Source organism: Klebsiella sp. SYXHC3 (assembly GCF_057196925.1).
The window spans coordinates 65126-79330 of the sequence record NZ_JBXUNG010000006.1 but is presented as its reverse complement, the minus strand read 5'-3'; the positions used below and the strand labels follow the sequence as shown (position 1 = coordinate 79330).

Sequence of the window (14205 nt, the reverse complement as noted above, 5' to 3'; positions counted from 1 at the left end):
CAAACAAAAAAGATCGCCGCAAGCGGCGATCTTTATAAGCACGAAAAAAACAGCGTTACTGGGCGTCAAGCTGCTTACGGCGATATTCCCCCTGGCGCTCCAGCATCCAACCCGGATACTCGCGCGGCAGCGCGCTGACCGCGTCAAGCTGGCGCAGCTCATCTTCACTCAGGCGAATAGCGGTGGCGGCAATGTTATCCTGCAACTGCTCGGCCCGTTTGGCGCCAATAATAACGCTGGTGACCGCCGTCTGATGCAGTAACCACGCCAGCGCAATCTGCGCCACCGAGACCCCTTTCGCTTCGGCTATCACCTGCATCACGTCAATGCAGTCAAAGGCGCGATCTTTATTCACCGGCGGGAAATCGAACTCCAGTCGACGACCGCCCGCTTCCGCCTGACCATCGCGGCGATATTTACCGCTCAACAGACCGCCCGCCAGCGGGCTCCAGACCATCAGGCCGAGACCTTCGCTTTGCATCATCGGCACCAGTTCGCGTTCCAGCTCACGCCCGGCAATCGTGTAGTAAGCCTGCAGAGAAGCAAAGCGCGAGAGCCCGAGGCGTTCAGCAATGCCCAGCGCTTTGGCGATTTGCCATGCCGCCCAGTTAGAAACGCCGATATAGCGCACATGCCCCTGCTGCACCAGGGTGTCGAGCGCCGACAGCGTCTCTTCAATAGGCGTCGCCGGATCGAAACCGTGTAATTGATAGAGATCGATATGATCGAGCTGCAGGCGGCGCAGGCTCTCTTTCACGCTGCCCATAATGTGGTAGCGTGAGCTGCCGCGCGAGTTCACCCCAGCGGTGCCGGTTTCGCCGAACACTTTGGTCGCCACCACCACGTTTTCACGCGGTATCTTCAGATTCTTTAACGCCTGGCCGGTAATCTCCTCCGAGCGTCCTTCTGAATAAACGTTGGCGGTATCGATGAAGTTGATGCCCGCATCCAGCGCGCTGCCCACCAGCTGTTCGGCTTCCGCCTGGCGCAGCTGGCCGATTTTTCCCCACATCCCCTCTTCGCCGCCGAAGGTCATGGTGCCAAGGCACAGCTCAGAGACAAACAGGCCGGTATTTCCCAGTTTTTGATAACGCATAGCAGTCTCCTCATTCGGATGATTAACGTCAGCCAGATAGTTATAGCCCGAGCGTCGTCATCGCGAATGGGGTGTTCCTGCCCGTTTCTTGCCCAATCCTCTGAAAATCAGCGCCACAGCGCGAGCATGGCGTAACCGGTGAGCGCCGCCCAGATCAGCAGCGGAATGGAATAAAGATGAAAACGCCACCAGATCCGGCGGTCGCCGGCCATCCGCAGCGCAATCAGATTCGCCAGCGATCCGGGCAGCAGTCCAAAGCCGCCGACGTTCACCGCCCAGGCTAACAGCATCGTTGGCGGCACGTAGTTGAGCAGCAAAATAGTCGACGGCACGTTGCTGATAAACTGCGACAGGCCAATTGCCGTCAGCCATAGCCCGCCATGCGAGAGCTGGCCGACGTCGTTCAGCCACTGCTGCAGCACCGGCAGCTGCGTCAGCAGGTGAACGTCGATAAACATCGCCATAAACACCAGCAGCAGCGACCAGTCGACGTTGATAATCACCGCTCGCGCCAGCAGCAGGAACCCGACGGCAATGAGCGCCAGCCCCCAGAGTTCCTGCTTCATCTCCAGCGCAGCCAGAAAGATAAGGTAGAAAGCGAGGCAGCTCCACACCAGCTGCGGCCGCCACTCCGGCGCTTTGTCGCTACTTTGATAATTGAGCCGAGCGGCGGGGAAACAGAACCAACACAGCACCAATAGCGTGATCATCATCGCCGCCGCTAGCGGCAGCATCTGGCCGATAAAGGCAAGAAACGATAGCCCGGAGCGGCCCCACAGTAAAATATTCTGCGGATTGCCGATGGGCGTTAATAAAGAGCCGGCGTTAACCGCCAGCGCTTCAAAAATAATCAGCCGGTTCACCGGGATGGCGCACCATTTTTTTAGCGTTAACGTGAGGGGAACGACAATGAACAGCGCGACGTCGTTGGTCAAAAAAGTGGAAAGCAGCGCGGCAGCCAGCACCATGAAGATGGCCAGTTGGCGTTCGGTGACGAAACGGCGCGCCATTTTGCGCCCCAGCACATCAAAATAACCGCTCAGTTCAATCCCTTTGGTCAGCAGCATTAGCCCACTAAGGGTGATGATCGTGTGCCAGTCGATAGCCTGCCCCCAGCGCTGAGGCGCGAAAGGAACAAACAGGCTAAGGATAACGGCGATAAGTAACAAAAGATGCAGGAAACGGTCGCGAGCGAGCGACTGCACAAAGGGGAGATTCATTCTGCGTGTAATCTCTGGGTAAACAGCTTAAATTGCGCCAGCGTCTCTTCGCTAACGTGGTGTTCCATTCCCTCAGCATCGCGGCGGGCAATCTCCGGACTCACGCCAATCGCCAGCAGAAAGTTTTCCACTATCTGATGACGCTCGCGGCTTTCATGGGCCAGCTTTTCCCCTTCCGGGGTTAAGAAGATCCCGCGCCAGGGGATCTGTTCGATCAAGCCGACGCTCGCCAGACGCTTAAGCATTTTCGCCACCGTCGGTTGCGAAACGCCAAGACGCGCAGCCATATCCACCTGGCGCGCTTCGCCCACTTCGTTGATCAGATCGGAGATAAGCTCCACATAGTCATCAATCAGCTCGCGACGATGCGCTTCACGCACCTGACGAAACCCCTCTACGTGTTCTTCGACATTAACCAGCTGCGTCACTTTTTTAGTTATGGGCTTACCTGCGCGACGGTTCATTGTGCTTCCTCGTTGGTGTGACGCGTCAAGCATCATATAAAAGGATCCACATTGTAATGGATTGCGCCCGGAGCACAAAAAAATAACATTTTAGCCATAGCTATAAAATATAGCCTGTGCTATATCTGTATGTAATGCAAACAGCCATCACGGATTTGACGGCGCGAAAACGCAGGAGGAATAACCATGAACGAATTCAAGAGGTGCTTAAACGTGTTTAGCCATTCACCCTTTAAAGTACGCTTAATGCTGATCGGCATGCTGTGCGACATGATCAACGGCAAACCGCAGCAGGATAAACCTAACCACTAACGCGGCGTCGCGGTACGCCGCTTCATTTTTTTGTCATTTTTCCCCGTTAACCTACCCGGTTGTCTCGCCCTTCAGCGCTTTTTTCAAGTTTTGTAAGCTTTCTCGCAAAACAATCTGTTATGAACAGTTGACCTTACCATTCACAGGCCCTATCGTTTGTCAGCCCTGCCACTACTGCGGCTCGCAGAGACCCTCTTCACGCACTGTCCAGCAGGTTTTACCCCCTTGATGCCAGGGGACGAACATGGCGTCTTGTTGATTACGAATTATGAATGTCACTCTGAAAGAAACGCTGGCCGCCCGCGGACTGGCCCTGAACCCGTGGACAGGATTCTACTTTTTACAGTCGCTGTTGATTAATCTGGCGCTTGGGTATGAATTTAGCTTGCTCTATACCGTTGCGTTTACCTGCGTACTCCATCTGCTTTGGCGCACCTTTCCGCGGGTACAAAAAGGGGTAGTTGGCCTCTATTCCCTGCTGGCCGCGATGTACTATCCCTTCGGCCAGGCTTACGGCGCGCCAAACTTCAATACGTTGCTGGCGCTGCACGCCACCAACGTGGAAGAGTCGACGGAAATTCTCACTATTTTCCCGTGGTACAACTATTTGCTGGCGGTATTTATCTTCGCCCTCGGCGTCATTGCCGTACGGCGGAAACCACAGCCGCCCGCGCGCCTTGGCAAAGTGGAATATCTGGGGCTGCTGTTTAGCATCGGTATCTTCTTCCTGCAACCTGTGCAGAATCTGGCCTGGGGCGGCGTCTTTAAAGTCATTGATAGCGGTTACCCCGCCGTGCGCTTCGTAAAAGACGTGATCGTTAATAACAATGAAGTGCTGGATGAACAGGCGCGGATGGCGCAGTTGGCGAACATGAAAGATAGCTGGCACGTGCTGGCGGTGAAGCCGAAATACCATCTCTATGTCGTGGTGATTGGTGAGAGCGCGCGCCGCGATGCGCTTGGCGCTTTCGGCGGCCACTGGGACAACACGCCGTTCGCCAGTTCGGTCAACGGCTATCTGTTTAAAAACTACGTCGCCGCCAGCGGCTCCACGCAGAAATCGCTGGGCCTGACCCTCAATCGGGTGGTAGACGGTAAACCCCAGTATCAGGATAACTTCGTCACCCTCGCCAACCGCGCGGGCTTCCAGACCTGGTGGTTCTCCAATCAAGGGCAAATTGGTGAATACGACACCGCCATCGCCAGCATCGCCAAACGCGCCGATGAGGTGCAGTTCCTGAAAAATGGGGATTTTGAAGCCAATAAAAATACGCAGGATGAGCAGCTGCTGAAACTGACCGAGCAGGTATTATCAGTCGAGCGCAGCCAGCCGCAGTTGATCGTATTGCATATTATGGGCTCGCACCCGCAGGCCTGCGATCGTACCAAAGGCAAGTACACCACCTTTGTGCAGTCAAAGGAGACCTCATGCTATCTCTACAGCGTGACGCAAACCGACGCGCTGTTGGCGAAACTCTACGGCCAGCTACAGAATTCCGGCAGCTCTTTCTCGCTCACCTATTTTTCCGATCACGGTCTGGCATTTAAAGAACGCGGTAAAGCGGTGCAGTATCTCGCCCATGATGACAAATATCAGCAGAACTTCCAGGTACCGTTTATGGTGCTCTCCAGCGACGATAAAGCGCATAAGATGATTAAAGCCCGCCGCTCGGCGAATGATTTCCTCAGCTTCTTCTCGCAGTGGACCGGCATCAGCGCACAGGAAATTACCCCACGCTATCGCTTTATCTCGGAACAGAAAGCCGGACCGGTGTATATCACCAATTTCCAGTTACAGAAGGTGGACTACAACCATCTGGGCAGCGACGAGTTTACCGTCAACTAAACGGTATCGCCGAATCACAGGCAAAAAAAATCCGCCCCTTGAGGCGGATTTTTTATATCACCGAAGTGATTAGAAGCGGTAACCTACGCCAGCAATCCAGGTGCCGACGTCAACGTTACGAATGCGAGACTGCTCGTAGGAGAAGTCCAGGGCAACGTTTTCGATCGGGTTGAACTGCATACCAGCGCCGTAAGAGAAACCGTAGTCGCTCATGTCGGATTTGTGGTTCGGGAAGTTGTTGTTCTGGAACTTACCGTAGCCAACACCGATTACGCCGTAGATGCTCGCCCAGTCGTTCAGACGGTAAGCCGGACCAGCGGTGATGCCGTAGTACTGACCTTTGTTGTAAGTACCGTTGCTGGTGTTGTCTTTTTCGGTGTAGGTGAAGGAACCGATAACGCCCAGCGGGTTGTTATCTTGCTCGTAACGGTACTTAAGGTTGAAACCGCCTGCTTTGTTAGCTTTACCCTGCATGTCGCTCTGAGCGTAACCACCGGTAACGGTAGAAGTTGCAGCGAAAGCAGTAGTACCTACGGATGCAGCCAGAACAACGGCCAGTGCTGAAAGACGTGCAATTTTATTCATAACCACCTCAAATGTGTTTCTAATAAGTCCTAAGTCTTAAATATATCAAAAACTTTTGGGAAACTCTTTTGACTTTACATTGTCTAACATACTTTTTCATGTAAGCAAAAGTTTCCACGATTTCGTAACAATCTGGAAATCAAACACTTTTCGCGCAAAAAGTGCTTAACGTTTACCAGCCGTAAGCGCTGTGCATCCAGATTATTCCTAGTCGCGAAGGCATTCCCCTACGCATTTTACGCCATTGTACTGTTTTTCCACCCTCTTTTTTCAACAATCGGTAAACCGTTAAGCGGTTATTCCAGTACACTGGAACCTTTACCTCTTTTGACAAACCCTGACAGGAGAAAGGATGCCCGGCTCGTCCCGTAAAGTTCCGGCGTGGTTGCCGATACTGGTTATTTTGATCGCCATGGTCTCCATTCAGAGCGGCGCATCGCTGGCGAAATCGCTCTTCCCGTTGATTGGCGCACCGGGAGTCACCGCTCTACGCCTGACGCTCGGCACTTTAATTTTAGTCGTTATTTTTAAGCCGTGGCGACTGCGCTTTGCCCCGCAGCAGCGGCTACCGCTGTTCTTTTACGGCGTGGCGCTAGGGGCGATGAACTATCTCTTCTATTTATCGCTGCAGCGGATCCCGCTTGGCGTCGCGGTCGCGCTGGAGTTCACCGGGCCGCTGGCGGTGGCGCTCTTCGGTTCACGCCGCCCGCTTGATTTCGTCTGGGTGGCGCTGGCGGTGCTCGGGCTGTGGTTCCTGCTGCCGCTTGGGCAAAACGTAGGGGAAGTGGATTTAGTCGGCGCGCTGTTCGCGCTCGGCGCCGGCGCATTCTGGGCGGTCTATATTCTTACCGGCCAGCGCGCGGGTGAAGAACATGGCCCGGCGACGGTGGCCATGGGCTCGCTCATCGCGGCGGTAATTTTTGTGCCCATCGGCGTCGTCCAGGCCAGCGATACGCTGCTACAATGGTCGCTGCTGCCGCTGGGGCTTGGCATCGCCATTCTCTCCACCGCCCTACCCTATTCGCTGGAAATGATCGCCCTGACCCGGATGCCCACCCGTACCTTCGGCACGCTGATGAGCATGGAGCCGGCGCTGGCGGCGCTGTCGGGAATGGTGTTCCTCGGCGAGACGCTGACGCTGACGCAAACTCTGGCATTAGGGGCCATCATTATTGCCTCAATGGGCTCAACGCTGACCATGCAACGGCAAAGCAAAATCGAGAAAGTCGATATAAATTAAGATTTTGTTACCGCACTGGCTCGCGTTCATAGCGAGCCAGTCATTTACTTCTAATTATCTGATTTAATAAATTTTTTTAAATAGCCAACAACTTAGCGCTATCGGACTGATATGGACAGCCGATGCCTCATACCCAATATCCCTTGCTATAATTAGTCCCGAAGTCATTTGGGACAAACGCTCTACATAATTCAAATTTGAAGTATGACGAGTATCAATATCAAGAGGATATGAAACTATGAGTACCGCAAAACTGGTTAAAACTAAAGCGTCTAACCTGCTCTATACCCGTAACGATGTCGCAGACAACGAGAAAAAAGCTACCGTTGAGCTGTTGAATCGTCAGGTGATCCAGTTCATCGACCTGTCGCTGATTACCAAGCAGGCCCACTGGAATATGCGCGGTGCCAACTTTATCGCCGTCCATGAAATGCTGGATGGTTTCCGCACTGCGCTCACCGATCACCTTGATACGATGGCTGAACGTGCCGTTCAACTGGGCGGCGTCGCACTGGGCACCACTCAGGTCATCAACAGCAAAAGCCCGCTGAAAAGCTACCCGCTGGATATTCACACCGTTCAGGAACACCTGAAAGAGCTGGCGGACCGTTACGCCATCGTGGCCAATGATGTGCGTAAAGCGATCAGCGAAGCGAAAGATGAAGACACCGCCGATATCTTTACCGCGGCTTCCCGCGACCTGGATAAATTCCTGTGGTTCATCGAAGCGAATATCGAATAAACGTCTACCGCCGTCAGCGCCCGCTGGCGGCTTTTTCCTTTTCTCCCACACTCCCCCCCGCAATCGCTTAGCTCGCCCTCTTTTGGTGCATATGTATGTACACAATACGTACTAAAGTAAAACAATTGTAATAATCACCTCACACAATCGTTACAGCAAGATTGTTTTCCCATCAGGGTTTGCGTTAAAAATGCTCTGGTTATTCGCTACGTTTATATTGCACCAAAATGATGCCCCGTCACGGTGCGTTTGCTGTATCGAGTAACCGAAATTGTGCAAGCAATATGAAAGCTCCTGTTGAAAAACAATAGCTTGTAAAACTGGCACGATTTTTTCATTAGGCTACACGTTCTCGCAGGGGCTCGTCCCGTGGATAAAAAAGGAAATACTATGAAGTCTGTATTAAAAGTGTCACTGGCTGCACTGACCCTGGCTTTTGCGGTTTCGTCTCACGCCGCAGATAAAAAACTGGTAGTCGCCACCGATACGGCGTTTGTTCCGTTTGAATTTAAGCAAGGTGATAAATACGTCGGCTTCGATATTGACCTGTGGGCCGCGGTCGCCAAAGAGCTGAAACTGGACTACACCCTGAAACCAATGGACTTCAGCGGCATCATTCCCGCGCTGCAGACCAAAAACATCGATCTGGCGCTGGCGGGGATCACCATCACCGACGAACGTAAAAAAGCAATCGACTTCTCCGACGGCTACTACAAAAGCGGCCTGCTGGTGATGGTGAACGCGAAAAACAATGACATCAAAGATGTGAAAGACCTGAACGGCAAAGTGGTCGCCGTGAAGAGCGGCACCGGCTCCGTTGATTATGCGAAAGCCAACATCAAAACCAAAGATCTGCGCCAGTTCCCGAACATTGATAACGCTTATATGGAACTGGGCACCGGCCGCGCTGACGCGGTACTGCACGACACGCCAAACATCCTGTACTTCATTAAAACTGCCGGTCAGGGCAAGTTCAAAGCGGTAGGCGAATCGCTGGAAGCGCAAAGCTACGGTATCGCCTTCCCGAAAGGCAGCGACGAACTGCGCGAAAAAGTGAACGGCGCGCTGAAAACGCTGCGTGAAAACGGCACCTACAACGAAATTTACAAAAAATGGTTCGGTACTGAACCAAAATAATAATCAGGACGACTTCCCGCGGCCAATCCGCCGCGGGCTCCACGGCGCCAGAGTCTCTTTCCCCGGCGCCGTATTCGCAGAGGCTTTCTCTGCTTTCGACACGGTAACAGTAACAGGAACACATTATGCAGTTTGACTGGAGTGCCATCTGGCCCGCCATTCCTATTTTGCTGGAAGGCGCCAAAATGACGCTGTGGATTTCGGTCCTCGGCCTGGTTGGCGGCCTTATCATCGGTCTGGTGGCCGGTTTCGCCCGCTGTTTCGGCGGCTGGATAGCCAACCACATCGCGCTGGTATTTATTGAAATCATCCGCGGCACGCCAATTGTGGTGCAGGTGATGTTCATTTACTTCGCGCTGCCGATGGCGTTTAGCGACTTACGCATTGACCCGTTCACCGCCGCGGTGGTGACCATCATGATCAACTCCGGCGCCTATATCGCAGAAATCACCCGCGGCGCGGTGCTGTCCATCCATAAAGGTTTCCGCGAAGCGGGTCTGGCGCTGGGACTCTCCCGCCGCGAGACCATCCGCCACGTGATCCTGCCGCTGGCGCTGCGCCGTATGCTGCCGCCGCTCGGTAACCAATGGATTATCAGTATCAAAGATACGTCGCTGTTTATCGTTATCGGCGTCGCCGAACTGACCCGCCAGGGCCAGGAAATTATTGCCGGTAACTTCCGCGCGCTGGAAATCTGGAGCGCCGTTGCCGTCATTTATCTGATCATCACCCTGGTGTTGAGCTTCATTCTGCGTCGTCTTGAAAGAAGGATGAAAATCCTGTGATTGAATTTAAAAACGTTTCCAAACACTTTGGCCCGACTAAAGTGCTGCACGATATCGATCTGAAGATCAACAAAGGCGAAGTGGTCGTGATCATCGGGCCGTCCGGCTCCGGTAAATCCACGCTGCTGCGCTGCATCAATAAACTGGAAGAGATCACCAGCGGCGATCTTATCGTCGATGGCCTGAAGGTGAACGACCCGAAAGTTGACGAGCGCTTAATTCGCCAGGAAGCCGGAATGGTATTCCAGCAGTTCTATCTGTTCCCGCACCTGACGGCGCTGGAGAACGTGATGTTCGGCCCGCAGCGCGTGCGCGGCGCGTCGAAAGCGGCGGCGGAAACGCTGGCGAAAGAGCTGCTGGCGAAGGTGGGTCTTGCGGAACGCGCGCACCACTATCCATCCGAACTCTCCGGCGGCCAGCAGCAGCGCGTCGCTATTGCCCGCGCGCTGGCGGTGAAACCGAAAATGATGCTGTTTGATGAGCCGACTTCGGCACTTGACCCGGAACTGCGCCATGAAGTGCTGAAAGTCATGCAGGACCTGGCCGAAGAAGGCATGACGATGGTCATCGTAACCCACGAAATCGGCTTTGCTGAAAAAGTGGCATCACGGCTGATCTTCATCGATAAAGGCCGCATCGCCGAAGACGGCGACCCGCAGGTTCTGGTGAAGAACCCGCCAAGCCCGCGTCTGCGCGAGTTTTTGCAGCACGTAGCCTGATGCGCCCGGCTCTCCCCGGTAAGGGGAGAGCCGCTTTCCAGATTCATCCCACCGCTCCTTCTCCTCTGACCCCTTCTATACTTAGCAGTTTGAGATGCAATGGAGGCGCCCATGCCGTGGATCCTACTGTTGCTCGCTGCGCTGTGGATTTCGCCGCTGTCGGCGGCGTCATTGCCCGGCATTCCGGCGGCGACAACCGACAAAAGCACAGCCAGCGAGCCTGACCTCGAACAAAAAAAAGCCGCCTTGGCGGCATTAGCTGACGTGCTGGATAATCCAGACTCGCGGCAGGAGTTAATCGATGAGCTGCGCAAAGCCGCCGCTACCCAGCCCCCTGCCGCCGCCCCCACGCTGACCCCGCCAGAAGTCAAAGACGAGCAAACCGTTCTGGAAAGCGTGACGGAAATTAGCCGCCAGTATAGCGAGCGCCTGTCGTCACGGTTTTCGCAGCTATGGCGCAATATCACCGGCTCGCCGCATAAGCCTTTCCATGCCGATGCTTTTCGCAATGCCGCTGGCGACTTCCTGCTGCTGGCCGGGCTGGTATTTGCCTTCTGGTGGTTAGTACGCCTGGCGGCGCTGCCGCTGTACCGCAAAATGGGCCATTGGGGAAGGCACAAAAACCGTGAGCGCAATAACTGGCTCCAGTTACCGGCAACCATTGCTGGCGCTTTTATCATTGACCTGCTTTTGCTGGCGCTAACGCTGTTTATCGGCCAGCTGTTAAGCGATCGTTTAAACGGCGGCAACCGCACCATTGCTTTTCAACAAAGCCTGTTTCTTAACGCCTTCGCGCTGATCGAGTTTTTTAAAGCCATTCTGCGACTGATTTTTTGTCCTCGTATCGCCGATTTACGCCCCTTCAATATCAGCGACGAACACGCAATCTACTGGAACTTACGCCTCAGCGCCCTGAGTAGCCTGATTGGTTACGGGCTGATCGTGGCGGTACCGATTATCTCCAACCAGGTTAACGTGCAGATTGGCGCGCTGGCCAACGTCATCATAATGTTGTGCATTACGGTGTGGGCGTTGTATCTGATTTTCCACAACAAACGCGCCATCACTCAGGGGCTTATCCATCTTGCCGACCGCTCGCTGCCGTTCTTCAGCTTGTTTATTCGCGCTTTTGCGCTGGTCTGGCACTGGCTGGCCTGCGCTTACTTTATCGTGCTGTTCTTCTTTTCGCTCTTTGACCCCGGCAACAGCCTCAAATTTATGATGGGCGCGACGCTGCGCAGCCTCGCTATCGTCGGCGCCGCGGCGCTGGTATCCGGTATTTTGTCACGCTGGATAGCCAAAACCATCACCCTGTCGCCAGAAACCCAACGCCACTACCCGGAGCTGCAAAAACGGCTCAACGGCTGGATCTCCGCCTCGCTGAAAGCCGCGCGGATCCTTACGGTATGCGTGGCGGTGATGCTGTTGCTGAGCGCCTGGGGTCTATTTGATTTTCAGCAATGGCTTCACAATGATGCCGGGCAGAAAACGGTGGATGTCCTGATTCGTATCGCGCTGATCCTGTTTTTCTCCGCCGTCGGCTGGACCCTGCTGGCAAGCCTGATTGAGAACCGCCTGTCATCGGACATTCATGGACGCCCGCTGCCCAGCGCTCGCGCCAGAACGCTGCTGACGCTGTTTCGCAACGCGCTGGCGGTGGTCATTACCACTATTACGATAATGATCTTATTGTCGGAAGTGGGGGTGAACATCGCGCCGCTGCTGGCGGGCGCCGGGGCATTAGGATTGGCTATCTCTTTCGGCGCCCAAACGCTGGTCAAAGATATTATTACCGGCATCTTTATCCAGTTTGAAAACGGGATGAACACCGGCGATCTGGTGACCATCGGGCCATTAACCGGTACGGTGGAACGGATGTCGATCCGCTCGGTGGGCGTGCGCCAGGATACCGGGGCGTACCATATTATTCCCTGGTCTTCGATAACCACCTTCGCCAACTTTGTGCGCGGGATCGGTTCGGTGGTCGCCAACTATGATGTCGACAGGCAGGAGGATTTGGATAAAGCCAATCAGGCGCTGAAGGCGGCGGTAGACGATCTGATGGCGCAGGAGGAGATCCGCGGGCTGATTATTGGCGAACCGTCGTTCGCCGGGCTGGTAGGACTAAGCAATACCGCGTTTACGTTACGCGTCAGCTTTACGACGCTGCCGCTGAAGCAGTGGGCGGTACGCTTTGCCCTCGATACCCAGGTGAAGCAGCATTTCGATCGCGCCGGCGTGCGTGCGCCGGTACAAACCTGGCAGGTATTGCCGCCGCCGGGCAACGCAAACCCGGCGGCAGAGACTTAAAATGGACGGCGGCGCTTTGCGTCGTCCATAAAGCTCCAGGCGATAAAGCGGCTCTGTTTCTGCCCCTGCGCCATCTCTTTTTTCACCACTTTCACCGCGCCGACTTCGGTCAGCAGGCGATACAGCGGCGGCAGATTGTCGCCGCGGGAGACCAGCGAGGTAAACCATTTAACCTGGCGGCCGAACTGCTGGCTTTCGCGGATCATCTGCGAAATAAAGGCCACTTCCCCGCCTTCACACCACAGTTCCTGCTGCTGGCCGCCGAAGTTCAGTACGCTATCTTCCCCCAGCCCCAGATTACGGCGTTTACGCTCGCCACCGGCACGCGCGCTGGCGGCGGAATCGTGGAACGGCGGGTTGCAGAGGGTCGCATCATAGGTTTCATTCTTATGAATGATGCCGGTAAAGATTGCCTGGCCCTCTTTCTGACGACGCAGACGAATTTGTCGCGTCAGCCCTGGGTTGCCGTTGATAATCGCCTGGGCGCTGGCAAAGGCCTGCGGGTTGACTTCGCTACCGGTAAAGCGCCAGCCGTATTCATGTGCGCCAATCAGCGGATAGATGCAGTTCGCGCCGGTACCAATATCGAGAATGGTGGCATTTTTCGGGATCTCGCCGCTATCCTGCGCCAGCAGGTCGGCCAGATGGTGGATATAGTCCGCGCGTCCCGGCACCGGCGGGCACAAGAAGCCGTCAGGAATATCCCAGTGTTTTACCGCGTAAAAGTGCGCCAGCAGCGCCTTATTCAGCGCCTTCACCGCCAGTGGATTAGCAAAATCAATGGTTTGCTCACCTGCCGGATTCAGGGTGATATAGCTTTGCAGCTCGGGATGAGTCTGGCACAGCGCTGGCAAATCATAGCGTTGGTGATGACGGTTACGCGGGTGCAACCCCGGCTTTTCGGCTTTCATGGCAATCTCCTTTCAACAGCCGCGTAAGATACCCGTTGACGGCGGCACGGTAAATAAGGGAGTCTGGATATCTTCTTATTTCGCTTTCTGGTGCTCTATGTACTTCTATCAACCTGCCGAAGGCCACGGCCTGCCGCACGACCCGCTGAATGCCATCGTCGGGCCGCGCCCCATCGGCTGGATCGCTTCGCTCGATAGCGCAGGGCAACGCAATCTCGCCCCCTACAGCTTCTTCAACTGCTTTAACTATCGGCCACCGATCATCGGTTTCGCCAGCGGCGGCTGGAAAGACAGCGTGCAGAACATTGTTGAAACAAAAGAATTTGTCTGGAATCTGGCTACCCGGCCACTCGCCGAAGCGATGAATGAAACTTCCGCCACTATTCCACGTCATGAAGATGAATTCCTGCGCGCCGGATTGACCGCTGCGCCGAGCCGGATCGTCCGCGCCCCGCGCGTGGCGGAAAGCCCGGTCAACTTCGAATGTCGCCTGTCGCAGTGTATTCAGTTAACGCGCGCCAGCGGTGAAGCCATCGATAGCTGGCTGGTGCTCGGTGAAGTGGTCGCCGTGCATATCGATGAGTCGCTGCTGGAAGACGGGATTTATCAAACCGCGAAAGCGCAGCCGATTTTACGCGCCGGCGGGCCGACGGCCTACTACAGCATTGATGAAAGCCAGCGCTTCGATATGATCCGCCCGGACGCTCGTTAACTTTAGCGTAGCAAGGCTAATACATGCCGCCGCGGGCGAATGCCCGGCGGCATTACGCACGTAAAGTGCTTGTTTGCCCATTATTATTTATCCGGTGGTTCTGCTCATCACGACCTAAACTTAAGG

At 54.9% G+C, this 14205-nt stretch carries 14 protein-coding genes; 9 read left to right on the top strand and 5 right to left on the bottom strand.

Features of this window, described 5'->3' with window-relative positions:
• Positions 1-55: 55 nt before the first annotated feature.
• The 3 genes from AC2CGP_RS16305 to mntR form a co-directional block, all read right to left on the bottom strand.
• The gene (locus AC2CGP_RS16305; protein ID WP_047036390.1) at positions 56-1096 is read right to left on the bottom strand and encodes an aldo/keto reductase; all 1041 of its coding nucleotides are present in this window, start codon (positions 1094-1096) and stop codon (positions 56-58) included.
• Between the two features lie 107 nt (positions 1097-1203).
• A complete protein-coding gene (locus tag AC2CGP_RS16300) occupies positions 1204-2316 on the bottom strand; it encodes an anion transporter (protein WP_015367573.1) in 1113 nt (370 codons plus the stop codon).
• Positions 2313-2780: a manganese-binding transcriptional regulator MntR gene (gene mntR / locus AC2CGP_RS16295; RefSeq protein ID WP_015367574.1), complete on the bottom strand. Its 468-nt coding sequence runs from the start codon at positions 2778-2780 to the stop codon at positions 2313-2315. Before mntR ends, AC2CGP_RS16300 begins: the two co-directional genes overlap by 4 nt.
• Positions 2781-2966: 186 nt before the next feature.
• On the opposite strand from mntR, the gene mntS reads away from it, so the two are divergent.
• Positions 2967-3092 (top strand): manganase accumulation protein MntS, encoded by a 126-nt coding sequence (mntS, locus tag AC2CGP_RS16290; RefSeq protein WP_015367575.1) that lies wholly within the window; start codon positions 2967-2969, stop codon positions 3090-3092.
• A gap of 268 nt (positions 3093-3360) precedes the next feature.
• Complete coding sequence (locus tag AC2CGP_RS16285) at positions 3361-4938, top strand: phosphoethanolamine transferase (RefSeq protein ID WP_046883530.1); 1578 nt, start codon at positions 3361-3363, stop codon at positions 4936-4938.
• Positions 4939-5007: 69 nt separating this feature from the next.
• Here AC2CGP_RS16285 and ompX read toward each other — a convergent pair whose 3' ends face one another.
• On the bottom strand, positions 5008-5523 hold the full coding sequence (ompX, locus tag AC2CGP_RS16280; protein WP_015704823.1) for an outer membrane protein OmpX: 516 nt from the start codon (positions 5521-5523) through the stop codon (positions 5008-5010).
• A gap of 352 nt (positions 5524-5875) precedes the next feature.
• On the opposite strand from ompX, the gene rhtA reads away from it, so the two are divergent.
• The 6 genes from rhtA (at position 5876) to ybiO (ending at position 12456) form a co-directional block, all read left to right on the top strand.
• The gene (rhtA, locus tag AC2CGP_RS16275) at positions 5876-6763 is read left to right on the top strand and encodes a threonine/homoserine exporter RhtA (protein WP_015367578.1); all 888 of its coding nucleotides are present in this window, start codon (positions 5876-5878) and stop codon (positions 6761-6763) included.
• 238 nt (positions 6764-7001) lie between these two features.
• Positions 7002-7505, top strand: a complete 504-nt coding sequence (gene dps / locus AC2CGP_RS16270) for a DNA starvation/stationary phase protection protein Dps (protein ID WP_015367579.1) — start codon at positions 7002-7004, stop codon at positions 7503-7505.
• Between the two features lie 390 nt (positions 7506-7895).
• On the top strand, positions 7896-8642 hold the full coding sequence (gene glnH / locus AC2CGP_RS16265) for a glutamine ABC transporter substrate-binding protein GlnH (protein WP_015367580.1): 747 nt from the start codon (positions 7896-7898) through the stop codon (positions 8640-8642).
• A gap of 125 nt (positions 8643-8767) precedes the next feature.
• Positions 8768-9427, top strand: a complete 660-nt coding sequence (glnP, locus tag AC2CGP_RS16260; protein ID WP_015367581.1) for a glutamine ABC transporter permease GlnP — start codon at positions 8768-8770, stop codon at positions 9425-9427.
• Positions 9424-10146: a glutamine ABC transporter ATP-binding protein GlnQ gene (gene glnQ / locus AC2CGP_RS16255; RefSeq protein WP_015367582.1), complete on the top strand. Its 723-nt coding sequence runs from the start codon at positions 9424-9426 to the stop codon at positions 10144-10146. The genes glnP and glnQ overlap by 4 nt, the downstream gene beginning before the upstream one ends.
• 111 nt (positions 10147-10257) lie before the next feature.
• A complete protein-coding gene (gene ybiO / locus AC2CGP_RS16250; RefSeq protein ID WP_484502394.1) occupies positions 10258-12456 on the top strand; it encodes a mechanosensitive channel protein in 2199 nt (732 codons plus the stop codon).
• On the opposite strand, the gene rlmF is transcribed toward ybiO, so the two are convergent.
• Positions 12453-13367, bottom strand: coding sequence for a 23S rRNA (adenine(1618)-N(6))-methyltransferase RlmF (rlmF, locus tag AC2CGP_RS16245; RefSeq protein WP_015704819.1), 915 nt, complete (start codon positions 13365-13367; stop codon positions 12453-12455). The genes ybiO and rlmF overlap by 4 nt on opposite strands.
• Before the next feature lie 97 nt (positions 13368-13464).
• On the opposite strand from rlmF, the gene AC2CGP_RS16240 reads away from it, so the two are divergent.
• A complete protein-coding gene (locus AC2CGP_RS16240; RefSeq protein ID WP_015704818.1) occupies positions 13465-14079 on the top strand; it encodes a flavin reductase family protein in 615 nt (204 codons plus the stop codon).
• The last annotated feature ends 126 nt before the right edge of the window (positions 14080-14205 follow it).

Bases quoted from the DNA above. Each gene is read 5' to 3' on its own strand.
- rlmF (WP_015704819.1), bottom strand. From the start codon at position 13,367: ATGAAAGCCGAAAAGCCGGGGTTGCACCCGCGTAACCGTCATCACCAA.
- mntS (WP_015367575.1), top strand. From the start codon at position 2,967: ATGAACGAATTCAAGAGGTGCTTAAACGTGTTTAGCCATTCACCCTTT.
- AC2CGP_RS16305 (WP_047036390.1), bottom strand. From the start codon at position 1,096: ATGCGTTATCAAAAACTGGGAAATACCGGCCTGTTTGTCTCTGAGCTG.
- glnP (WP_015367581.1), top strand. From the start codon at position 8,768: ATGCAGTTTGACTGGAGTGCCATCTGGCCCGCCATTCCTATTTTGCTG.
- rhtA (WP_015367578.1), top strand. From the start codon at position 5,876: ATGCCCGGCTCGTCCCGTAAAGTTCCGGCGTGGTTGCCGATACTGGTT.
- AC2CGP_RS16300 (WP_015367573.1), bottom strand. From the start codon at position 2,316: ATGAATCTCCCCTTTGTGCAGTCGCTCGCTCGCGACCGTTTCCTGCAT.
- AC2CGP_RS16285 (WP_046883530.1), top strand. From the start codon at position 3,361: ATGAATGTCACTCTGAAAGAAACGCTGGCCGCCCGCGGACTGGCCCTG.
- ybiO (WP_484502394.1), top strand. From the start codon at position 10,258: ATGCCGTGGATCCTACTGTTGCTCGCTGCGCTGTGGATTTCGCCGCTG.
- glnH (WP_015367580.1), top strand. From the start codon at position 7,896: ATGAAGTCTGTATTAAAAGTGTCACTGGCTGCACTGACCCTGGCTTTT.
- ompX (WP_015704823.1), bottom strand. From the start codon at position 5,523: ATGAATAAAATTGCACGTCTTTCAGCACTGGCCGTTGTTCTGGCTGCA.
- AC2CGP_RS16240 (WP_015704818.1), top strand. From the start codon at position 13,465: ATGTACTTCTATCAACCTGCCGAAGGCCACGGCCTGCCGCACGACCCG.
- dps (WP_015367579.1), top strand. From the start codon at position 7,002: ATGAGTACCGCAAAACTGGTTAAAACTAAAGCGTCTAACCTGCTCTAT.
- mntR (WP_015367574.1), bottom strand. From the start codon at position 2,780: ATGAACCGTCGCGCAGGTAAGCCCATAACTAAAAAAGTGACGCAGCTG.